This window comes from Nostoc sp. 106C (assembly GCF_002154725.1).
Taxonomy (GTDB): domain Bacteria; phylum Cyanobacteriota; class Cyanobacteriia; order Cyanobacteriales; family Nostocaceae; genus Aulosira.
On sequence record NZ_MTAW01000227.1, the window covers coordinates 1 to 22354 of the forward strand.

Genomic DNA, 22354 nt, shown 5'->3' on the forward strand with positions numbered 1-22354 from the left:
AGGGGGGAAAGAGGAAACTATAGTACCCAACGTATTAAATTTAACTGCAATTGCTTTGTTTAACTTTTCGTTACATATTTAGGAATTTTCCTGCCCACTTACTTAGCTAAAAAAACTGAATGTTGAGCATAACCAAATTATTTATTAGCTTAAGATTGGGTTAGAGGAAAAAACAATACCAAACTTTAATCCCTAGATAAATGCTGATTTTGTATGACTATTGAACGAATACCGCAAAAACACTATCCCAAGGCTGAAATTGGACGACGCGGTATGGCGTTGGGACTAGATTTTCTTAGTGTTTGGTTAATCAGTTCTGTATTGGGAAGCAACAGATCGGGTATTCAATTTGTGCAAATTCTAGTGTTTGTTATAGCTTGGCTAGTTTTACGTGTGCTAGTAGTGTATAACAATCAGGGACAAAGTTTAGGGCGTTGGGCATTTGATCTTAAGGTGTTGGAAGTAGAAAGTGGGCAAGTAGTGGGTAGAATTCCCATTTTGCTGTCACTACTCAAGCGAGAAGCAATAATTGGTATAGCTGCGCTTTTCATCTCCATTGCTCTAGGCAATATTATTGCCAATCCCACTGCTATACTGCTAGTACTTCCCTTGGCGATTGACTGTGGTACAGCCTTTTATGATACCCAGATGCGTCAGGCATTGCATGACCGCTATGCAGGAACTATCATAGTTTCGTCGCGTCGCGGTTACTCGCTCGACATAAAAGTCAAGCGATTAGTTGGAAATATGCGACGAAATGTGAGAAGATAGTCATTTGTGTTAATTCTCTCCGGGCTTTACGGTTTGTAAGATTATGGCTAAGAGTAAAGGTGTCCGCATAATAGTGACACTAGAATGTACCGAATGTCGCACTAACGCTAACAAGCGCTCTCCTGGTGTTTCCCGGTATACCACTACGAAGAATCGGCGCAACACCACCAACCGATTAGAGCTGAAAAAGTTCTGCTCCCATTGCAACACACATACAGTCCACAAGGAAATTAAGTAAAGATGAGCTACTATCGTCGTCGTCTATCTCCGATTAAGCCGGGAGAACCAATCGATTATAAAGATGTTGATTTGTTGCGGAAGTTTGTCACCGAGCGGGGTAAAATACTGCCGCGTCGGATTACAGGGCTAACATCTCAGCAACAGCGAGACTTGACATTAGCAATTAAACGTGCTCGAATTGTAGCCTTATTGCCGTTCATCAACGCGGAAGGTTAGTTCGAGTTGAAAGCGAGAATTTTAGGTTATGGATTATCTCAGGCAGCTGCATTGATGGTACATGTAGCTGCAAATTTTCTGAGTCCACAATCTAAAATCTCATTAAGTCAGTGTAGAATCATCTTCTGCATATAAAAAATCATGAGATTTTGGATTCAGTAGTCAATATTCAATCCAAAATCTAAAATTTATTAGTTAACCAAATTAATTGCGAGAGTTGTGGAGAAGGGGACGCTAGTTGAATTTAGGGTTCAAGGCGATCGCCGTCTGGGAGTAGTAGATCGCCCAGATGGCAAAACCCGCTGGTTTGTGGTGGATGAACGCGGTCAATCCCACAGCCTCGCGCCTAGACAAATTACTTATACAGTTAACGGGCAAAGCTACAAGCCCGCTGATATTGCCAGCTTTCTAGAGCAGGTAAAGCCGTATTTAGATCCATCTAGCTTAGAAATAGCCTGGGAATTGTTGGTTGAGGATGGGGAAACAGTCACCCCAGCCGCAATGGCTAATCTATTGTTTTCCCAATCAGATGGGCCTCATTGTTACGCCGCCCATTGCTTGTTATCAGACGACAAACTCTATTTCAAGCAAAAAGGAGACGCTTATGAGCCGAGAACGACAACTCAGGTAGCAGAACGTAAACACCAGTTAGAAGTAGAATCCCAAAAAGCTAAGGGACAACAGGAATTTTTAGCTCGTGTAGAACAAGCTTTATCAGGTGAAGCCGTAGAATGGCAACGGCACGATCGCCAGCGCTTAGAAGCAATAGAAAAATACGCAGCTTTAGTAGCAGATGTAGTGCGTATGGGGGTAAATTATGACTCTTTGCCTCGGGCTTACCCTCCCCCAGGCCCAGTATTGGAAACGATGACCATGCTGGGACGCCCCGCAACGCCCCAAGGAGCATTTCAACTATTAGTTGACTTGGGGTGGTGGAGTCCCAATGAAAATTTGTTTTTGCGTCGTTCGTCAATTCCGGTTCAATTTCCTAGCAAGGTATTAGAAGTGGCGCAACAGCGTTTGGATTCTCCACCGTCTGACCTAGATACAGACCGTCTAGATCTGACTCACTTAAAGGTGTACACGATTGATGATGAAAGTACCACAGAAATCGACGATGGTCTGAGTTGGGAATTACTCCCAGATGGACGGGAACGCCTCTGGGTGCATATTGCTGACCCCACCCGGTTGTTAGTCCCAGAAGATGACTTAGACTTAGAAGCGAGGAAGCGGGGTAGTACAGTTTATTTGCCTACAGGGATGGTTCCCATGTTCCCTGAGGTCTTAGCAACCGGGCCGATGAGTCTGGTACAGGGACGGGTTTGTTGTGCCCTCAGCTTTGGGATTGTTTTAGATACAACTGGGCAGGTAGAAGATTATAGTATTCATCCCAGCTTTATTAAGCCGACTTATCGCCTCACCTACGAAGATGTAGATGAGATGCTGGAATTAGGAGTACAAGCAGAACCAGAAATTGCTGCGATCGCAATGTGGGCAAAACGCCGCAAAACTTGGCGATACGCTCAAGGTGCAATTAGCATCAATATGCCAGAGGCAACGATCAAAGTCAAAGGTGACGAGATCAGCATTGATATTTTGGATGACTCCTCATCACGGCAACTGGTAGCAGAAATGATGATTTTGGCTGGCGAAGTTGCAGCACGCTACGGTCAAGCTCATAAAATTCCCCTACCTTTTCGCGGTCAACCACAGCCGGAATTACCCCCAGAAGAGGAATTACTTCAGCTACCAGCAGGATTCGTCCGCGCCTGTGCTATGCGTCGCTGTATGCCCAAGAGCGAAATGAGCATTACCCCTGTGCGTCACGCTGGCTTGGGTTTGGATACTTATACTCAGGCGACTTCCCCCATCCGTCGCTACAGCGACTTACTCACCCACTTTCAACTCAAAGCCCATTTGCGTGGTCAAGTTCTGCCTTTCTCAGCAGAACAACTCAAAGAAGTGATGATGACCGTCACCAGTATCACCCAAGAAGTGACGATGGTAGAACGGCAAACCAATAGATATTATGCTTTAGAGTATTTGCGGCGTTATCCGGAGCAAGTTTGGCAGGTAACTGTTTTAATGTGGCTACGGGAAGACAGCAATTTAGCATTAATTCTCTTAGAAGATTTAGGTTTGCAATTGCCAATGTCTTTTAGACGTTCGGTCAGTTTAGGCGAACAGTTATTAGTGAAAGTTAGCCTTGCCGATCCGCAAAAAGATATGATTCACTTTCAAGAAATCATTTACCAAGAAGCACTGAATTAGAAAGAATTTAGGCAATTCTAATAACAATTGACTCAAACACATCAAATTTGGTGAAATATCAGCCGGAAGTCGGGTTTGTAGGCTAGTAGTTGATGCTATCTTAATCCTTGGTGAATGCGATCCTTAACTTTCTAGCTGTTAATTAATATAAGACTTATACAGCAGAGAGAGCTTGTTTTCGACTGACAGATCAGTCTGAACTTTCCGAGTTCTGATTGGTGCTTAAAACCTAAGCAGCAGAAAGAACACGGCGTTAAGAGATTCCGTTAAATCAGTAGGCAAAGGAAGACTGGTCATCAATGTCTGAAAATCGTTTATTTTCGGGAATTTCGGGTCTAAACCAATTGCTCTATGGCGGCTATATTCCCGGTCGCGCCTACTTAATCCGAGGTGGACCGGGAACTGGGAAGACAACGCTGGGAATGCATTTTTTAACCACAGGGGCAGCAAACGGCGAATCGGTTTTGTTCATTACCCTGGCAGAGACTGCTGCACAAGTTCAGAAAAATGCCGCAGGATTAGGATTTAACTTACAAGGCATCAATTTTCTTGACCTTAGCCCCACACCCGAATTTTTCGCTCAGGTTGAGACTTATGATATTTTTTCACCAGCTGAGGTAGAACGTGAACCCACAACCCGTCAAATTGTAGAGCAGGTAGAAGCCCTAAAACCGCAGCGCATTTTTATCGACTCGATGACCCAGTTTCGCTATCTTGCGACCGATACCTTTCAGTTCCGCAAGCAAGTGCTGTCGTTTCTGCGTTTTTTGGTGGAGCAAGGTACGACCGTACTATTCACTTCAGAGAGCAGTAAAGAAGCACCCGACAATGATTTACAGTTCATGAGTGATGGGGTAATTAATCTCAACTTCAGCAACAATCAGCGCACGCTTTGGGTATCCAAATTTCGGGGTAGTGAGTTTCAGGACGGCCAGCATACGATTCGCTTAACTAGTAAAGGAATGCAGGTCTTTCCCCGATTAATGCCACAAGTCTACGGACAGTCTTTTACTCCTGAAACGATCTCCTCTGGTATCCCCGGAATTGATGAGTTGCTGCACGGCGGTATTGAGCGAGGCACGATTACTATTATCAGTGGACCTAGCGGCGTGGGTAAGAGCACCTTGGGACTTCAGTTTATGAAAGAAGCAGCCGGACGGGGTGAACGTTCGGTGGTTTACACCTTTGAGGAAAGGAAGGAAACGCTGTTGCACCGCGCTGAAGGCATTAATATTGCGGTTCATGCAATGCAGGAGCGGGGTACGCTCTCAGTCATCCAGGTGGAGCCGCTGTACTATACACCCGACGAATTTGCTAACCTTGTGCGCCAGGAAGTCGAGCAAAAACAGGCGCGAATTGTGATGATTGATAGTGTATCCGGCTATCGACTTTCGGTGCGGGGGGAAGACTTGATCAGCCATATCCATTCCCTATCTAAGTATTTGCAAAACATGGGTGTTGCCGTGCTACTGATCAACGAAGTTGAAACGATTACAGGAGACTTCCAAGTTACAGAAGTTGGGATTAGCTATCTGGCAGATATAATTGTGTTTCTGCGCTATTTAGAAATGCAAGGTGAACTGCGGCGGGCGATCGGCGTTTTGAAGAAGCGCATGAGCGACTTTGAGAAAACTCTGCGTGAATTTGAAATTAGTCGCTACGGCATCAAAGTCGGCAAGCCACTGACGCAGCTTCGAGGTGTTTTGACTGGACTGCCCGATTTCATGGAGGATCAACCGTAACAGTGGAGTTATGGCGTCTAGTAAATAGCTATTGTTGAGCCAGCCAGAGCCAGAGAGAAACTTTTACAGCAGCATTGCTAGTTAGCAAGAGAATGAGCGATGAATCGAATTTTGATTATTGTAGAGCAATCTGAGAATCGCCGTCTGCTGGCGGAGTGGCTGGGAATATATTATGAGGTGGCGATCGCAGATTCAGTGGTGCAAAGAGGAAAAGCCTTGCCGCTTCTAGATGAGCCATTTGACTTATGCATACTCGACGGTCCATCTCTAGATCGCCTTTGGGAATGGGTACAGGCAAGAAAACACGCAGAGCAATCAGTTTTCTTGCCATTTTTACTAATTACGCTACGCTCTGATGTAAAACTACTGACACGGCATTTGTGGCGAACTATCGACGAGCTAATTACAAAACCGATTGAAAAGCTAGAGATGCACGCACGAGTTGAAATGCTACTGCGATCGCGGCGACTTTCTCTACAGCTTCAGACCGCACTCAAGCAAGAACGCGAACTCAAGGAACTCAAATCGCGCTTTGTCTCAATGGTTTCCCATGAATTTCGCAACCCACTCAATAGTATTTCTGGTTTCACTCGTTTGCTAGAACAGTACGACTTGTCCCAAGAACAACGAGCTGACTTTTTTCAACGTATCCAAGCTGCTGTTAGTCGCATGACAACCTTGATGGATGATGTCTTGACTCTGGGAAAAACTGAAGCGGCTCTTACAACGTCTAATCTCGTTCCGTTAGCGATTGAGCCTTTCTGCCGCAAGTTAATTGAAGAAATCAAATTCAGCACAAGCAGTAGTCACAACATTGATTTCGACTGTGAAGATAACTGTATTACAGTTTATATGGACGAAGGGTTACTGCGGCACGTTTTGATCAATCTACTGTCTAATGCCATCAAATACTCAGCGCCCGACACCACCGTTCAAATTAAACTGCAATGTCAACCACAAGCCGTGATATTTCAAGTACAGGATCAAGGCATCGGTATCACTCCATCCGACCAAAAACGGCTATTTGAACCCTTCTACCGTGCCAGTAACGTGGGTAACATTCCTGGAACTGGGCTGGGATTGGCGATTGTGAAACAAGCTGTTGAATGGCATGGTGGAACGCTCACAGTCACTAGCGAAGTCAATGTTGGGACAACATTCACCGTCACCCTGCCTATTAGTAGCGAAATGGCTTAAGTTCCTGATCTTCTAGAGACAAGTAAATAAATTAAGTATCAGGTTCATCCTTTGCAAAAAAGTGGCAACAAAGAGCATTATTGACTATTTAGACTCGCTATTGAGTGTAGAGGAAGGGAGCAATCGCTGACACCTGGAATTTCAGCCTCAGACTGCTATAGTCATCAAATTTCTTCTATTAAACTCACTTTGATACAAATTATCATCATGACATTTTTTTATATATCAAATTTCTCTGACTTATGTCAGCATTTTTTGGTCAAAAAACACCTAGAATGCTGATTTTTCGCTTAGGGCTAATTTTTTCTGAAATTATTACTGATTTGCTAGCCTGTTTATCTACTTTTGGGGTGTACTCTCGATATACAGTAAGTTTCACAAAAGACTGTTGCCATAATTTACACCTTGAGGTAATACCATGAGAAATTATGCTGACAAACAGGACTTCATATTAAGTCAAAGTAGGGATTTCAGCGGATGTGACTTGAGCGGAATCGACCTGAGAGCAGTTGATTTGAGTGGTGTTAACTTTTTAGGAGCAGATTTGCGTGGTGCAAATCTATCTGGGTCTATCCTGACTGGTGCTAACCTACGTGAGGCAAATCTCATCCAAGCTTCTTTATGCGAAGCTAACTTAATTGAGGCTGATTTAACACAAGCAAATTTATGTGGAGCAGTTTTATGGCGATCGCAATTTAGTGGTAGTAATCTTACGGATGCTTCCTTATGCGCAGCCGATTTCAGCGAAGCTGACTTAAGTGAAGCCAAATTAATTGAAGCCAAATTAATTGAAGCCAAATTAGTGCGAGCAAATCTCGCAGGAGCAAAGCTATGTGGCGCAATCTTATTAGAAGCAAATTTAACTGATGCCAATTTAATTGGTGCAGACCTCACATGGGCAAATTTAACGGAGGCTAACCTGACTGAAGCCAAGCTTTGGGGAGCAAAGATGATTTATGTAAAGCTTCTGGACACGATTATGCCTGACGGTACAATTCAAGAACCGCAAATAGTATTTCTTTGATTATGGGTGCATCTAGTTTGTAGTAAGCACTTTAGTTCTGGTTTTCAGCGCTAAAGTCCTTACTATGAAACCTCGGTCAAAACTCTCGTCGTGAGAATATTAATATAGCGATCGCTAACAGCATGGAACTGTAAAGTAAGCCATAGCCAGCATTAGCAATCAATGCGGTTGGGCCAGGTAATGCTTGCAAACCATAAACAGCATGATTTTTTAAATCTAATCTAGATAAATCAGGCAAGATGAGATATAAAGCTTGAGTTAGGTGTTCAATACTTGGGTTGCGGCTAAGACGACCAAATTTTAATAAATCTTGAGATATATTTCCCATTAAATATACGGCAAAGGTTAAAATTACCGCTAACAAGGAACTAGTAAATGAACCAAATCCAATAGCCGCAGCAGTGATTAAGGATATCTGCAAAAATAAGAAAACGACAGCAATCAAAATGCTAGTTATTGCATAAGGAATGTGCCCAATTTGTAAAAATCCTAGATAAATCACCGTCATCATGGCGATAAGTACGGCTAGCACTGCCGATAAACCTAAATATTTACCAGCGATAAATTCACTGCGGCTGATGGGTTTTGCAATTAATACCAAAACAGTACGTTTTTCAATTTCTTTGTTGACCAGTCCAGTACCAACAAATATAGCGACTATTAAGGCAATGACGCTCATTAAGACGATACCAAAGTCTAAAAATATTTTGCCTTCGCTATTAGCTGCCACTTCTGGAAGGAGGCGAATAGCGGCTGCGAGTATGAGCGTATAAAAACCAATAATATATAAAACGCGATCGCGTATTACTTCCTGAAATACATTGCTTGCCATCACAAAGATTCGGCTGAAATTCATCATATATTTAGTACCTAGTAATATATATTTATTAGTCAGTTTGCACTGGTGGTAAACTGTCCAAAAAACATCTACGCCCAAATTCTAAATAAAGAATCAAATTTTGTCTCTACTGAAATTCTCGGTTAGAGACAAGCCGCAATTAGATTCGGGGACTTGCAGAGAATAAATTAATCAATAAAAACCGAGAATCCATGCTTTAACCAAATATTCCTCTAGTTCAATTTTCCTGCAACTCCTTAACATGATTCTCTGAAATCGTATTATAACCATCTTCTAGTGCAAGATTCTGTCTTAACTCTTGACTGATTTATTAGTTTTATTTATATTTTAACTCCCAGTAAGCAATATAACACTGGTCTTTTAAATTACAAATTTTCAGCAAAATCTTACTTAAATTAAGTTTTCGGTCTACTGATATTTAACAAGTCGTAAGCCTTCTAGCCGAACAGCTTCAGGATATAGAGCTTTGTAAATATTGCAACTCGGAGATTGAATATCATAACGACCTGTAGCCTTAAACGTTGCTAGAGGGCAACCACCTGTACACCAGTATTTCCACTCACATGTACGACAGCCTTCTTTTTCCTCAACAGACAAATTCTGAATGCCTGCTTTATCTTGTCGCACAACAGTTAAAGGATCTTGAGTGTTAATTGAGGATACGGTTTTATCTAGCTGCATCTGGCATTTAGCAATTTTCCCTTTGTAATCAAATACGAGATAGCTCTGTCCAACTCCACAAGTTCGTTTATGAGGAGATGATAAATTGGCACGATCGATCAATGAACCGAGCAAACTACGATTAGGTAATTTCAATTCGACAACTTTGAATGCTGCTAACATTCCCTCAATCAGCTTAAATTCTTCTAGTTGCAAGTCTTCATGGGAAGCTGAGAGTTCGTTTTCGCGATAGAAATTTAAACTAAAAGGTAGATTATATTCCAATATCCATTCAAGTAAGCTGGGTAATCCTTCGGCGTTACGCCCACTAATAGTAATGGAAATATCCGGTATCAGACCATTTTGTAAAGCAATATTAATACCTCGTTCAACATCTTGAAAAGAGCCTTTTCCGCTTGCATAAAATCGTTGGATATTATGGAATTTTGATAATCCATCTAGTGAAATCATTAGACGCAGATTCAATGTTTGAAGCATCTCAATAATCTCAGACGTAATCAATGTTCCATTACTGAGAACTACTCCATCTAATATGATGTCTGTTTGCTGGCTAAGGGATTGAGCATATAAATGCAGATCCTTAATTAAAGTATTGCATAGTAACGCTTCTCCTCCTGCATACTTGAGTTTGATGCGGCGGTAACGATTTAAGGTAGCAGAGCGAAATGTAGATTCAATAGCTGCTTTGCCTATATCTATTGACATATCCTGTGCTAGATGAGGTAGGTAGCAGTAGTCGCATCTTAAGTTACAGCGATCGGTGATATGCAACCATGCTGTTAAAGTTTCTGGTATTTCGTTTAAATTAAATGAGTAATTATTTTTAGGCACAATTAAACGTGCTTGATATAGTTCCTGAATAGCTGTCTGTAAATCTGTTGTATCAATTTGGGGATGCTCTATTGCAATATCATGTAAGTTATGAGGATTTGTAAATAGATGTAGTAAATATAGTGCTGATTGATTGAGAACTGCTATTTTATGATGACTACCATAACAGATAAAATAAGTATCATCTAAATTCATAATCTGCGAGTTGGGAACTCTGACAAACTCTGTCTTAAACATTCCCAGAGATAATTGTGTATCTGAACTTAATTCTGCTAAAGGTGATAAGTCACAGGCACAATCTCCTCCATCACAATCACATTGCCCATTTGGTATATAGGTAGAATTTGGAGAAACTAAAATTTTGGGTCGCTCTATTTGTTTATTAAGCATGAGAAGATAGCTGTTTGGTTGCACGGATTCTAGTCAGAAACATTTGTTGATCGCACCATTCCTTGAGAGCTTTATGAGCTTCCCACCGATCTTGGAGTTCTTTGATCTGCGTTTTAGAAAGTTCTATAGGTAAGCGTTCGATTTTATTTTGCAGCAGATTTAGCTCATGTTGGATCGAATATGGCCCAAAACCTCCATGCTGAAAGATTTTGGGTATCCCTTGAGCATATTTTCTAAAAGCAAAATCGTAGTTAGCTTGTTGAAATGCGACATCACCTTCTATCCGTAAGATGCGACCAAAGTATAGTCTATGAATATTTTCATAGTATTGGAAGCGATCGCTAAGTTCTCGTGCATAATTTGAAATATTCTCATAGGCTTTTGCATAATAATCAAACTCAGCTTTACCTACCAGGCTATCAATGGCATATCGGATATCGTTGTATTCTAGACTAGTCTGATAAGAGCGATGGTTGAGTTTTCGAGCTTGTTCTTGCAGCGAGCGATCGCACTTTTGCAACCCAAGATGCCAATAGACATTAGCAGTTCGATGCAAAATTTCAGGTAATTCTTCTTCAATTCCGTATTTCTCTGCCAATTTTAGGCTTTTTTCTAAAGCATCCTGAGCAAGATTTAGCAGTTCAAGATCCCATTCTATTTGTGTTACATCCCAAACAGCTTCATTTACTATCTCGGCACTAAACCAATGATTTAAGCCTAATTGAAGATATGCCCTACATAATATTCGATGATCGTTTTCTTCATTGTCACAACGATTTAATGCTTTCTCAAGTAGCTGTTTAGCTTTAACATAGTTCCCCTCATTTACCCAAATACTAGCAGAGGCAATTTCAGCATGAGCTATTTCGCGTTCGCTCCCAACACTCGACCACATATCAATAGCGGCTTTAAAACACTGTTCAGCCTTGACGTAATTTTTTTGCAGTCCGTACAAGTATCCCAAGTTATTCTGAATACTAGCCATAACTTGAGTTAAACCTTTATTAGGAGTGTCAACTTCCATTGCAGCATCCCAACCTAGTTTGTAATATTTCTCAGCTTCCTTGAAGTTATTGAGTTGGCGATACAGATAACCAACTTGGTTAGCTACACCAGGAATAACAGATAATAGTTTTTTACCTTGAACTAGGGATAAACACTCTTGTTGATATTTTAAGGCTTCGTCATATAAATGTAACTTGGTATTCAGCATTCCCAAGACATTATAAATATCTGCTTGATGAGCAGAACCAAAAGATTGTTCGTATAGAATTCCTTCTAACTTTCTCACCTCATGTTCTGTTGTAATCTTGTCTTCACGGGCGCAAACAAGCTTTGCTTCAAAAATCATCATTTCCAGTTTTTGATCGGGGTTTAGCTCTTTTTCAAACTGTTTTGCAATTGCCAACAATTGATTGACAAAGCTAAATTTTTTGGATTGACGACGTATCTTGTCAGTAATTTCATACCAAGTTTTAAAGCCTTTTGTCGGCTCGGCGTATAAAGCATTCTCTAGCCAACGCCTAGTATTGAATTCCCGCAGTTGTTTCACTTCCTCAGTCTTAGACTCATCAGCGACTTGATGAAAATCATCAGAAGAACGTTGAACCTCTAATATAATTTTTTGTGGACCTAACTTATAATCTTTTTGCTCAAAATATTTAGCAGCAATCCGACTATCTCGTTTTCTCCATTCCAAATCTGGGTCAATATCTGACCATACATATTTATTAACCAAATCTCGCACAATGTCATGCAATGATATTTGAGAACTACTCATTACTGATTTAATAAAAAAGTAACTCTGGGCATCAATAAATAATTTTTGAGCATCTTCTTTTGATAGTTCTAATAAATTAGCAATATCAGAGCTATCTAATGGGTAGATGCGTGAAAGCAACAGGACTAGCCGATCCATTGATGTTCGCAGCTGAGTCATATGTCGAACCATTTCAGCTTCAAATCCACCAATTTTTTCCAACCTGCTGGGAATAGTTTCTATATCTTCACTTTCTAACCAATCTGGTATAACTTGCCGATAAGCATACTCGACTCCAAATTCAATCATGATGGGGCTTCCACCAGAAAGAACAACGATCTTTTTAGCCAAGTCTTGTCCAAGAGTAAAGTGAAGCTGCTCCTCTTTGCAAAGAATGTATTTCTGCACATCCTCATGAGTAAATTCATTTAACTCTAAATAAGTTAATTCTTCTTCTTTGAAAGACTTCTCCAGAATTTGATGGGCAACACTAGGACGGCCTGCCAAAATAAATACAACGTTATCTAGTTGTCGGCAGAGATCGCTAATATACTCCCAAGCTTCTTCTTTTACCTCTGGTTGTCCTAACTTCTCAACCGTATCAATTAGAAATACTAGTCTCTGTTGTCTAGATTGTCGATTAATTGCATCTACAAGAAACTTTTCTAGTTGTTTGCGTTCCTGTTGGTATGCAGTTTTACTAAGACGGTTTTCATCTTCTCGTAATTGTCGTAACTGGAGCAGCCATTTTTGATATGTACTATCGTACAATTGTTTGGCAATTTGAGTGCATAAATCTCCTACATCCTTAAAAACAGGAATATCGCAATCAATAATTTCGCTTGTCCCGATCTGAACTTGGTTTAGACGGCATTTTAATGCATGAAGCAACCAAGTTTTGCCAATTCCACCTCTGCCTTCCACCAAAACGATATGCCGTGTATTAGCCTCTTTTACAAGAGAAATAATTCGGTTTAGTTGTTCTTCACGACCAACAAACTCTAATTTATCTAGTTCAGACATCATAGACTCCTGAGTTAGTTATTTTGAATTGCTTCATCAAGCTTCTTAATTAAATGTTTATAAGGCCGATCGTTATATTCATCATTGTGCAGATAGTAATTAACAAGAAATTGAAATTCCCAGTCGTGTTCTATTTCAGATTTCAGTGTCGAAAGAAAGTCATGGATTTGCTCTCGATCTGTATTACGGAATATGTCAATAGTTTCCGTAACAGTTTGTTCAAAAAAATCTTTGTGGAGTTTTTGCCGATAAGCCAGACTATCAGCACCAGAATTGATAAAACCAGCGTGTTGCTGAAGACTTTGAAACAAATACTGCATAGACCAAGTACCCGCAACAGCAGATTCATTCTTTGATTTGCGATCGTGAACATATTCCCAGCAAATTTTAGCCGCTTCGCCACAAAGCTCTCGAAAGATATCTGGCGAACTTTCTTTGAGAAGACCAATAACTAATAGTCGCCTGGTCATGCCATCTTTGATAATCGTTTTGTCACGAGTAAATATAGATGTCTTGGTTAATTCAATATTTAATTTAAAACTATCATCACTGAAAGGTAGCTGAAATCTCCGAACGGCTTCCTTTAATATCCAAGTGCTATTTAGTATAGGGAATATACTCAATTTTTCAATAGATTCATATAGATCGTTATTTTCTTTTGTTAAGCTTTCTTTAATCTGATCTTTGCATTTTTTCAGAGTTTTTTCCCATAATTTTTTCCCATAAATATTTAAAAATAGATCAACCGTACAAGGACTACTTCGATAAACTTTTAGTGCTTCAGCAATCCCACCTGGATGTCCACCAGTTAAATATAGTAAATGCCCTGTCAGTAGAGCAAGACTTTCAGAAGTCATCTCGATTGGCTTGAGATATTTTGTTGCTGTATCCTGAATCACTTCCAAGTTAAAAGGAGAGAGTGTTAGTTCAGAAAATATCTGATATTCTAAAGGGATATTAATCAAACAGCGAGATGCAATAATAACTCGAAATCTACTGTAATTTTCTTTAAATAACTGTAAGTCCTTCAAACATTTTTCAATTCTCGATATAAATTGCTTAAAGTCCTTAAAAATTTCGTTTAAACGTTGCTGTTGTGGGGCACTGCCATCCAGATCGATTAGCAGCACAATACCTTTTTGATTCTGAGATTGCCATGTAGCCCACCAATTATTATGTAATAGTAAGCCTAAACGCTCTCCCCAACTTAATTCATGCCCTTCTGGCAGCGTAAGTTGGAGAGAATTTGCTAAACGTTTTTCTAAGTCTTCAATACTTTCATAACTAGACATAGAAGCATAAGCACAGCACCATTGTAATTCTTGAAAACGCTTTTGTATTTGTTTGAGAAATTCTGTTTTTCCGTAACCTTCAGGAGCAGTTACTAAACGATAAGGAGGAGACTTAATTGCTGTAATTTCACGAATTGGGGCATCACGATTAGTAAATGGAATCTTATCGAGTTCAACTTGCTCTAAAGATTCTCGATTTAGCTGGTTTAATTCGGATTCAGCTTTTTCTAGCGAATTGAATTTATCATTCAGTTGCCTTTGCAATTTATTTTTATCTACATCATCAAGCGTCCGCACTATTTGTTTGCTAGTAATTTCAATTTCAGTTATTAAATGGGCTATTAACTGCCCTAGATGATTCTTTCGTAAATCTGAAGAATTTGTCATAGCATTTAGGTAGTAAATTAATGACTTATGGCATTAAGTTCGCTTTCTACTTGCTCAAGGTCTTGCAGTATGTTATTGATTTGGCGTTGGATGATATTGCGATCGCTCGCGCTGAGTGTATAGTTCAGTTGGTTGTAAGCTGCTTCATAATCACTACTCAAAACCTCAAACTGGACTTCCCCCAGCAAATATACCTACACAGGCTCAAAAGCCTATCATTGCATGGGTTTAAATTGTTGAGCAAAATTTCTGTAGCCATGTAGGTCATTCACGCCTTCAAGCGATCGCCAATTATATTGAATCTACAATGTTCTGCGCGATCACCAAAACGGCTATTGCTTAGACATGGGTACAGTTTTTTAAGTCAACAATTGAAACCTTTAATTGGTATAGTTTTTAGAGATTTTAGTACATTTGTATGGGGGAAGTCCAGCTCAAAGCGTTGTTGCAAAGTTTTGATTTTGAGTTGTTTTACCTGGCTTAAATTTGTTTGGGTATGTGCATTTGATGAAATCGAAAAAGCCATTTCATCCCATGCTTCGATCAATACATCCGTAGGAATCATAAAAGCAGTCTTGATATCTTCTCGCTGCTTTTCCGCCGCTACTGCCATACCAACCACTGCTAAAAGGGTTTCATCCCATATAGGCGCACCACTAAAGCCTGGTTCTATCCTGTAGCCAGTTACCTTGCTATCTTCGAGTTGCACCCATCTCTTTCCTTGGCTATCTCGCAACACACCTGTGGCCCAAACGCCATCATTGTGTCCGTTGGGAAAACCGAATATGCGGAAACGATGCTCCCAGATATTGCTAGTTCTTGTGAGCTTGATAGGTTGAGCTTCTTTAGGTAATTGCCCTTCTATTTGCAAACCTGCAATATCTTCAGGCTTAGAAGTTGATGCGTTGCTGACAACAGGTTGCCAAAAAATAACTTTAGCTTTGAGATTTTGGCCTGATGCAATTAAAGGAAAATCTAAATAAATATCATTACTAGGAGCTTCAACTATATCCTGTGGTAAAGATATAGCTGAGGTAATAACGTGAGCGCATGTCAGGATGTAATTTTGGCTTCGTCCGGAGATTAAAAAACCTACACCAACTACCGCACCATTAGCATGAAAAATCCGGGCGATCGCTGATCTAAAAGTTTGAATATAGTTATCTGTACTCGCTACCATACGTTACTATACCTTGTCTTGCTTCCATTTCAAGGTAATTTCGTAGTTAGCTTCACCACTTATAGAAGTAAAAATTGCACCTGCCTCAGCATTTAACTTAATACCAAACTTAACCTCTACTTCATCAGCAGGTGTATTAAGCTGACTCAGTTTGGTGATAATTGCTGAAGCTACAGGTTGTATTTGATCTAATACATCATCGAACTTCTTTTTAGCTTCAACAACCATTTGTCCTGTGTCTGGTCTGGCAACACGTACAAGAGCATTGCTATTTTCTGGCTCATCAACTTCAGCTAAAAACTTCGTGCCATCTTTGAGAGAGAACTCTGTGATTTGTTTTTGATTCATAGTAAAACCTTGTATTTAAAACTAATAGTTTAATGCGTCGATCGTCAAACGAGTTGGCAAAAATTTTTTACATAATTCTCTCCTTCCTTCTCCTATCTCATTAAGCTTCTGCCAGTATTCTGACTTCCTCACCTCGTCTCCCCATCTTTATGATTGCTCCCTACCCATCATTTATTTATTGGCAGGCTACTTGAAGTTTGTGAAGTTTCTGAATAAACTGACCTACTTCATGCTGCTTGGATATTACAAGCTACTTGACTGTCATGTAATAGATTTAACAAGTATTATACAAATCATTATATTAGTTATATTTGCTGCTTTACTTAAATTAGTAATTATACTTGGTAAAATACATAACTATTTATGTATGTAATGAAAGCCTTGTTATATGTCAGCCCTGGCTGTCTAATGAGTATTAGCTCGATATACGCGACGTGAAAGTTGAGCGTATATACAGTAGCTTATTTTACTGTTAACCCATCTTTTACTGAATTTTTTTTCCTCCATTCCCTACATAAAAGGGTTGCAGGCCTGAGTCACATCAGTAGCAGTACAAAATTAAATATATATTTGTTACTGTGTTGGCGGAATGCCTTCCTGCAGGCTACGGAACGAAGTGGCTTCCCGCAATTTAGCAATCCCAAAACCCTTGAGATTGCTGCGCTCGCAATGACATAAATAATTTTGCGTGAGTACTGAATTTGGACAATTTTTCAATAGCTTCGTCCAAGACAATTACAGTCCCTAACACTCCGAGGCATTAGCTTCGGTAACTAAAACACCGATTAAAAACCCTTGAGAATCCACAACTATATGACGCTTACGTCTTTTAACCTTTTTATCACTATCAAGGCCATAGACATCCCACGGCAGTTGCTACCCTGCGGGAACGCTTTCAGCGAACAAGTCGGCGAAGCCACCTAACGCACTGGCTCCTTTTTTCCGTGGTCTTCACTGATTGATTATTTTGGAAGTCCCTCAGCGTTGCGCTGGAGGCCAACCAATAATAGGTTTACTAACGCGACCACACTCAATTTCCGCAATAATGGAAGTTGCTTCTGGCTTCTGAGTGGTGGATTTATTTGGAGATTCTGCAATTGGTCGAATCTGGCACGATTTCTTCAAATAATACCCGCGGGCATCGGAACTAGGGCCAGTCCAGATGCTGACTATATCTAGTATATATTCGTCTTTATTTTTAGGATTAGGATTTGATATCCGTGGTTCAACACGCCATAAATCCTTCTCGTCTTTTTCCTTCAGACGTTTTTCTTGAATTACTTGCTGGGTCAGGTTGGTAAGATTAGCATTTGCATTTTGTAGCCATCTTTCTACCTGTGGCCAAGGCTGTTTATCTATTTGTTTCTCTAATCGTGGTTGAATTTCTCTAAGAATTAAAGCACCGTTTGGTGAAATTTTAGTTGGAAGTTCTGTTCTTACAACAAAAGTACTCCGGTTAAAATTATCTGACAGCAAGCTGGGATATTCTTCTAACCAATTATTGACCACAAAGTAAAATTGAATCCAGCAACTTAGAACCATACAGCTGGCAACTAACACTATGATCCTTTGGCGATCTTCTGGTTTAGGAAGTTGAGCTTTAGCATCGGTACCACTTCCTTCAAAAAACTCTGGTATAGCAGTAATTAATGCCGAAATTGTTGGCCAAAGAACAATTGTCCTAGGTGTAATTCCATACTCCTGTTGTCCAAATGCAAAAACACTAACTAAAAATCCTGTGATTACTGCTCCTACGGGCATATAAGTTCCAGGAACTCTTGCAGGGTCATCAGTAGTATACCAAGCTGTACCAGCTATTAAAAATAGCCAACCAAAAAATGCAATTGTATCTCTGATGGCACCAGTCGCAAAGGATGATATCGCCCAAGAAAAAAGGCTCAAATAAATTAATGTCTGCCAGGAATAAGCTCTATCTGGAATTAATAACTTTTTAAGTCTTGCATAAATATCGGAAACAAATGTAGTTAATCCTAATAAATCTTTAAATAATATGTTCATACTTGAACCTCTATATCAATTAGCGTTCGCTATTTTATGCTGGAGTCAAATTCCTGAACTTACTCTTATTTCATCCGAATTAGCAAAACAAGAGTTATCGCACTATAGCTTAAAGAATTAGCAATTAGCATAGTAGATACTAAATTATTACTAACTAATTTAGCTTTGCCCATATACCGCCATTTCTGACGTTCAAGAGGTTGCGGCTCTTCAGTTTTTTTACCTAATTCTTCATTTAGGGCAAGCGAGAATAACCTTAAAAGAAATAATTTAACTATGAATGTGCCAAAGAAGATGATAAAAGCAGTTAAGATAATTAAAGTTTGAGTATTAGGGGTTTTAAAACTATTGAAGAATACAAAATTAATTAATTCTGACTTTAACTGTAGCGGCAATACTGGCTCTATCATAAAAAACACTACCCAACCGATGACGCTGGAAAAAAGATTGATAGAGATGGCATAAAAAATGCTGGTTTTTTTGTCAAATTTTAATCTGCTATGGAAACAATATGCTTCTATAGAGATAGCCATAAGCAAGAATAAGAGATCAAATAAAACTGCACCAACAGGCAAAACACTGGGAAGTATCCAATTGTCAAATAGATCAGGCATACAGGGTCAACTGTCAGGGTTAACTTTAGAGAGTATAACTGGCATAACCACTGTAATGGGGAGAATTATCTCATGGTTCTTGCTGTTTCCCATCTTAGTGTGCCAGTAGTGGGCTATTTATTTGATTAATACATTCTTCTGAATATTGTACGTAAGTGCTATGATAGCTGCTCTACCTGAGAGTACAAGACGTTCGTTAAGATTAAAAACTGGCACATTACCATTAGAGCTTTTCGAGAGATGGCAAGGAACGGTATCGGTATTCGCACGGCGCAAGTGCGTCCTGAACGGCTCACTGGTCAAATTCACGTCTACGATGGTGCGGGGAAAGGAAAATCCCAAGCAGCTTTAGGTGTGGTTTTGCGCTCGATTGGCTTGGGAATAAATACACCGAGCAATTCAAACCGTGTTTTATTATTAAGATTTTTAAAAGGCCCAGAACGGGATTATGATGAGGACGGCGCAATTGCCGCCTTGCAACGGGGCTTTCCTCATTTGATTGACCAAGTTAGGACCGGCAGAGCAGAATTTTTTGGACCGGAAGAAATTACTACCTTTGACTGTGCTGAAGCAGCTAGGGGTTGGGATGTGGCTAAAGGTGCGATCGCCTCTGGTTTGTATTCAGTAGTGGTTTTAGATGAAATTAACCCTGTTCTGGATTTAGGTTTGCTCCCAGTCGATGAAGTAGTGCAGACACTCAAATCTAAACCTCAGGATTTGGAAATTATTACTACCGGACGTGCTGCACCGCAAAAACTGCTCGATATTGCTGATTTGCACTCAGAAATGAAACCTCAACACCATCCAACAGCCAAAGCACTGTTGATTGAGGGTATTGAAATTTACACAGGTGCGGGGAAAGGTAAGTCCACTAGCGCTTTAGGTAAGGCGTTGCAAGCTATTGGTCGGGGAATCAATCATCCTGGTTCTACCCGCGTCATGATTATGCAATGGCTCAAAGGGGGTAGTGGCTACACCGAAGATGCAGCGATCGCCGCCTTACAGCAGTCATATCCTGAAGTAGTAGATCATCTACGCTGTGGTCGAGATGCGATCGTCTGGCGTAATTCTCGTCAAGAATTAGACTACGTAGAAGCCGAGAGAGGTTGGGAAATTGCCAAGACGGCGATCGCCTCTGGATTGTATAAAACTATCATCCTTGATGAACTCAATCCTACCGTTGACTTAGAATTACTTCCTGTTGAACCTATTGTCCAGGCCTTACTCCGCAAGCCTCGCGACACCGAAGTGATTATCACCGGTCGCTGTCAAAATCAACCGACATACTTTGACTTAGCTAGCGTTCACTCCGAAGTTTATTGTCACAAACATTATGCTAATCAAGGCGTTGAGCTAAAACGTGGAGTAGATTTTTAAATCGCTATTGGTTAAGCAACAGCAAACAAACAGACAACTGAGCACTGATAAATAATCACGTAAATTATGGACAACAATAATTTGCTCGACTTGGTAACGGGAGGATTAGCGCTTGCTATTCTTCTAGGTGGTTTACTGATGATGTTCACAACTATATTTACCGACAAGAAAAGAAAATAGAAATAGCAATTAGTGTTATGAGTAATTTCAATGAGGGTATGAGTAGCGATTTAATTGTATTGTTTTAATACAAATTAATGAGTAATTTCTCTAAAGCCTTTTAACCATTTTTTCATTTAGTTTTTATTATCCACCTAGAAAAATGGTTAAAACATGCTGTACCGTAATTTACTTACAATACCAGTTGTTCTAGCTGTTTTGGCCAGTACACTTCCTGCTGCTGCCATACCTTCTGAGATTTTTACTTCCCAATTGCCAGAAATTCAGCAAAACCTACCACTTGGGTATGGAATGCGCTTACCTGACCAAATTCGCTTAGGTAACGGTAGCGATGCCTACGGCGGTAAACTACACGATTTGCTGAGTAAATTGATTGTGCGTCTTTTTCCTAGCACTACACCTCGTGGTCTAACTGTGGGCTTGTTTACTTGTGAAACTGCTACGCAACCCTGTTTAGTAGGCACTTTTAGCGTAGATAGCCCCGATGCTGTTAGTACAGTGCACGAGTTTTCCAAACACAAAACTACAGGTAATGTAATTTCTTTATCAAAAGATATTCAGGGATATTTTTTGGATGGAAGTCTGCAAAACCCCCAACTACCTTTTTCTTCGCTGATGTGGCGTCAGGATGGATTAATCCACACAATCTCCTTTCCAGTTAAAGAAAGGCAAAATATTCTCTTGATGGGTTACTCAATGGTGCATCAGCCACCCATCCGTCGCACATACGCAAAATTAAAAAGGCCAGATCCAGTATTCTCGCTGGTTAAATAGCTTAGTTTAAATCCTAAGTATATGCTAATAATGGTTGGATCGAGGGGCTAAAATAGTTTAGGCTAAGTTTATACACCTAATTTTCCCAAAAGGTGCAACATGCCAGAACCTCAGAAGAACACTTTAAAAATTGAGCCAGGCACACTAGTCTTGATTGTCTCTGTACTGATCCTTTTGCCTCTGCTGTTAGCTGGGTTTTTATCACAATAAACTATGAATAACCAAGGATTGCCTAGCCTTAATATTTACTAATTTTTGCTGAAATTGCCACTTAGGCGATCGCGGTGTGCAATCTATAGAATTCCTATTTGATTTTTGAAATACGCCTAGGCTGGGCAATGCTTATCAGATGAGGGTTTTGGCGAGCATTGCCTACCCTAAACGACTAAATACTTTTTATAAAAAATTTAGGATTTTTAGACATATTTTAGGTTAATAATGTAGAAATTTTCCATATTAATGAAGTAAGCAAGCTCTGCAAAAACACAATTTCTTTGCTGACTGAAAATCACCAAATCACCATCTATAAATTTTAATCTTCAGACCTCACAAACTCCTAGACAAAATATTATCTTACGGCTTCTACTTAATAGCATATATCTGTAGTTGTGTCTTAGACATAAATGATTCACCCCAAGGAGACATGAATCTCACTTAGTAAAGTAGCTAACTTAAAAAAAGATTATTTGACACGAGAAGCCAATTAAGGTTTCTAGTGGCTAAAAAAATCAAAAGCTTTAGTTAGTTACAAGGAGTACTAAAATGTCAGACACAAGTAAGCGTGGCTTTGCCTCTATGGATGAAGATAAGCAGCGTGAAATCGCCAGCAAGGGTGGACAGGCTGCCCATGAAAAAGGCACTGCTCACGAGTTTACACCTGAAGAAGCTCGCGAAGCTGGACGCAAGGGTGGCGAAACTGTTAGCCAAGATAGAGAACATATGGCTGAGATTGGCAGCAAAGGTGGCAAGAGTTCTCACAAAGGCAGCAGCAGCAGCAAAGATGAGCAGAGCGATGATGAAGAGAATGAAGGAAAGAGCACTCGTGGTGGCACATCAGAGCAACATTCTAAAGCTGGAAAGCAAAGCCACAAGAATAAATAGGCTGATTGAGTAATTTAATTTAAAAACTGGGCTATAACTAACAGCTTAGTGATATTTAAGTTTCAACAGCCTAATAAT

At 40.1% G+C, this 22354-nt stretch carries 19 protein-coding genes and 1 pseudogene; 10 read left to right on the forward strand and 10 right to left on the reverse strand.

Going from position 1 to position 22354, the window contains the following annotated elements; all coding sequences use genetic code 11:
* The first annotated feature begins 213 nt into the window (after nt 1-213).
* The 7 genes from BV375_RS33385 to BV375_RS33420 all read left to right on the forward strand — a co-directional run bounded on the left by BV375_RS33385 (nt 214) and on the right by BV375_RS33420 (nt 7461).
* On the forward strand, nt 214-771 hold the full coding sequence (locus tag BV375_RS33385; protein WP_086768576.1) for an RDD family protein: 558 nt from the start codon (nt 214-216) through the stop codon (nt 769-771).
* Between the two features lie 43 nt (nt 772-814).
* Nucleotides 815-1009, forward strand: coding sequence for a 50S ribosomal protein L33 (gene rpmG / locus BV375_RS33390; RefSeq protein ID WP_086683484.1), 195 nt, complete (start codon nt 815-817; stop codon nt 1007-1009).
* A 2-nt stretch (nt 1010-1011) separates the two neighbouring features.
* Entirely contained in the window at nt 1012-1227 is a 216-nt protein-coding gene (rpsR, locus tag BV375_RS33395; protein ID WP_045870620.1) for a 30S ribosomal protein S18, read from the forward strand.
* A gap of 219 nt (nt 1228-1446) precedes the next feature.
* Nucleotides 1447-3498, forward strand: coding sequence for a ribonuclease R family protein (locus BV375_RS33400; protein WP_086768578.1), 2052 nt, complete (start codon nt 1447-1449; stop codon nt 3496-3498).
* A gap of 299 nt (nt 3499-3797) precedes the next feature.
* Nucleotides 3798-5240, forward strand: a complete 1443-nt coding sequence (locus BV375_RS33405; protein WP_086768580.1) for an ATPase domain-containing protein — start codon at nt 3798-3800, stop codon at nt 5238-5240.
* A gap of 99 nt (nt 5241-5339) precedes the next feature.
* Nucleotides 5340-6437 carry a HAMP domain-containing sensor histidine kinase gene (locus tag BV375_RS33410; protein ID WP_086768582.1) on the forward strand — a complete coding sequence of 366 codons (1098 nt, stop codon included), beginning with the start codon at nt 5340-5342 and terminating at the stop codon, nt 6435-6437.
* Between the two features lie 418 nt (nt 6438-6855).
* Nucleotides 6856-7461 (forward strand): pentapeptide repeat-containing protein, encoded by a 606-nt coding sequence (locus BV375_RS33420; protein ID WP_086768586.1) that lies wholly within the window; start codon nt 6856-6858, stop codon nt 7459-7461.
* 76 nt (nt 7462-7537) lie between these two features.
* On the opposite strand, the gene BV375_RS33425 is transcribed toward BV375_RS33420, so the two are convergent.
* The 10 genes and pseudogenes from BV375_RS33425 to fraC all read right to left on the reverse strand — a co-directional run bounded on the left by BV375_RS33425 (nt 7538) and on the right by fraC (nt 18844).
* Nucleotides 7538-8317 carry an ABC transporter permease gene (locus tag BV375_RS33425; protein WP_086768588.1) on the reverse strand — a complete coding sequence of 260 codons (780 nt, stop codon included), beginning with the start codon at nt 8315-8317 and terminating at the stop codon, nt 7538-7540.
* Between the two features lie 411 nt (nt 8318-8728).
* The gene (locus BV375_RS33430; protein WP_086768590.1) at nt 8729-10222 is read right to left on the reverse strand and encodes a radical SAM protein; all 1494 of its coding nucleotides are present in this window, start codon (nt 10220-10222) and stop codon (nt 8729-8731) included.
* Complete coding sequence (locus BV375_RS33435) at nt 10215-13007, reverse strand: AAA family ATPase (protein ID WP_086768592.1); 2793 nt, start codon at nt 13005-13007, stop codon at nt 10215-10217. Before BV375_RS33435 ends, BV375_RS33430 begins: the two co-directional genes overlap by 8 nt.
* Before the next feature lie 11 nt (nt 13008-13018).
* On the reverse strand, nt 13019-14683 hold the full coding sequence (locus tag BV375_RS33440; protein WP_086768595.1) for a hypothetical protein: 1665 nt from the start codon (nt 14681-14683) through the stop codon (nt 13019-13021).
* A 17-nt stretch (nt 14684-14700) separates the two neighbouring features.
* Nucleotides 14701-14871, reverse strand: coding sequence for a hypothetical protein (locus BV375_RS36380; RefSeq protein WP_208099231.1), 171 nt, complete (start codon nt 14869-14871; stop codon nt 14701-14703).
* A gap of 176 nt (nt 14872-15047) precedes the next feature.
* Nucleotides 15048-15863, reverse strand: a complete 816-nt coding sequence (locus BV375_RS33450) for a serine protease (protein WP_086768600.1) — start codon at nt 15861-15863, stop codon at nt 15048-15050.
* Nucleotides 15864-15869: 6 nt separating this feature from the next.
* Nucleotides 15870-16211, reverse strand: coding sequence for a CU044_2847 family protein (locus BV375_RS33455; protein WP_086768602.1), 342 nt, complete (start codon nt 16209-16211; stop codon nt 15870-15872).
* Nucleotides 16212-16961: 750 nt separating this feature from the next.
* Nucleotides 16962-17075 (reverse strand): annotated as a pseudogene (locus BV375_RS37840) (IS5/IS1182 family transposase); the annotation flags it as partial.
* Nucleotides 17076-17189: 114 nt separating this feature from the next.
* Nucleotides 17190-18230, reverse strand: coding sequence for a septal junction protein FraD (fraD, locus tag BV375_RS33460; RefSeq protein WP_086768604.1), 1041 nt, complete (start codon nt 18228-18230; stop codon nt 17190-17192).
* A gap of 65 nt (nt 18231-18295) precedes the next feature.
* Nucleotides 18296-18844 (reverse strand): filament integrity protein FraC, encoded by a 549-nt coding sequence (gene fraC / locus BV375_RS33465; protein ID WP_086768606.1) that lies wholly within the window; start codon nt 18842-18844, stop codon nt 18296-18298.
* Between the two features lie 240 nt (nt 18845-19084).
* Between fraC and BV375_RS33470 the strand changes: the two genes are divergently transcribed.
* The 3 genes from BV375_RS33470 to BV375_RS33480 all read left to right on the forward strand — a co-directional run bounded on the left by BV375_RS33470 (nt 19085) and on the right by BV375_RS33480 (nt 22276).
* Nucleotides 19085-20221 carry a cob(I)yrinic acid a,c-diamide adenosyltransferase gene (locus BV375_RS33470; protein WP_086768608.1) on the forward strand — a complete coding sequence of 379 codons (1137 nt, stop codon included), beginning with the start codon at nt 19085-19087 and terminating at the stop codon, nt 20219-20221.
* A 333-nt stretch (nt 20222-20554) separates the two neighbouring features.
* Entirely contained in the window at nt 20555-21175 is a 621-nt protein-coding gene (locus BV375_RS33475; RefSeq protein WP_086768610.1) for a hypothetical protein, read from the forward strand.
* A gap of 762 nt (nt 21176-21937) precedes the next feature.
* On the forward strand, nt 21938-22276 hold the full coding sequence (locus tag BV375_RS33480; protein ID WP_086768611.1) for a KGG domain-containing protein: 339 nt from the start codon (nt 21938-21940) through the stop codon (nt 22274-22276).
* Nucleotides 22277-22354: the final 78 nt, after the last annotated feature.

Coding starts and splice junctions, on each gene's coding strand:
- BV375_RS33385 (WP_086768576.1), top strand. CDS start 214: ATGACTATTGAACGAATACCGCAAAAACACTATCCCAAGGCTGAAATT.
- rpmG (WP_086683484.1), top strand. CDS start 815: ATGGCTAAGAGTAAAGGTGTCCGCATAATAGTGACACTAGAATGTACC.
- rpsR (WP_045870620.1), top strand. CDS start 1,012: ATGAGCTACTATCGTCGTCGTCTATCTCCGATTAAGCCGGGAGAACCA.
- BV375_RS33405 (WP_086768580.1), top strand. CDS start 3,798: ATGTCTGAAAATCGTTTATTTTCGGGAATTTCGGGTCTAAACCAATTG.
- BV375_RS33410 (WP_086768582.1), top strand. CDS start 5,340: ATGAATCGAATTTTGATTATTGTAGAGCAATCTGAGAATCGCCGTCTG.
- BV375_RS33420 (WP_086768586.1), top strand. CDS start 6,856: ATGAGAAATTATGCTGACAAACAGGACTTCATATTAAGTCAAAGTAGG.
- BV375_RS33425 (WP_086768588.1), bottom strand. CDS start 8,317: ATGAATTTCAGCCGAATCTTTGTGATGGCAAGCAATGTATTTCAGGAA.
- BV375_RS33430 (WP_086768590.1), bottom strand. CDS start 10,222: ATGCTTAATAAACAAATAGAGCGACCCAAAATTTTAGTTTCTCCAAAT.
- BV375_RS33435 (WP_086768592.1), bottom strand. CDS start 13,007: ATGATGTCTGAACTAGATAAATTAGAGTTTGTTGGTCGTGAAGAACAA.
- BV375_RS33440 (WP_086768595.1), bottom strand. CDS start 14,683: ATGACAAATTCTTCAGATTTACGAAAGAATCATCTAGGGCAGTTAATA.
- BV375_RS33450 (WP_086768600.1), bottom strand. CDS start 15,863: ATGGTAGCGAGTACAGATAACTATATTCAAACTTTTAGATCAGCGATC.
- BV375_RS33455 (WP_086768602.1), bottom strand. CDS start 16,211: ATGAATCAAAAACAAATCACAGAGTTCTCTCTCAAAGATGGCACGAAG.
- fraD (WP_086768604.1), bottom strand. CDS start 18,230: ATGAACATATTATTTAAAGATTTATTAGGATTAACTACATTTGTTTCC.
- fraC (WP_086768606.1), bottom strand. CDS start 18,844: ATGCCTGATCTATTTGACAATTGGATACTTCCCAGTGTTTTGCCTGTT.
- BV375_RS33470 (WP_086768608.1), top strand. CDS start 19,085: ATGGCAAGGAACGGTATCGGTATTCGCACGGCGCAAGTGCGTCCTGAA.
- BV375_RS33475 (WP_086768610.1), top strand. CDS start 20,555: ATGCTGTACCGTAATTTACTTACAATACCAGTTGTTCTAGCTGTTTTG.
- BV375_RS33480 (WP_086768611.1), top strand. CDS start 21,938: ATGTCAGACACAAGTAAGCGTGGCTTTGCCTCTATGGATGAAGATAAG.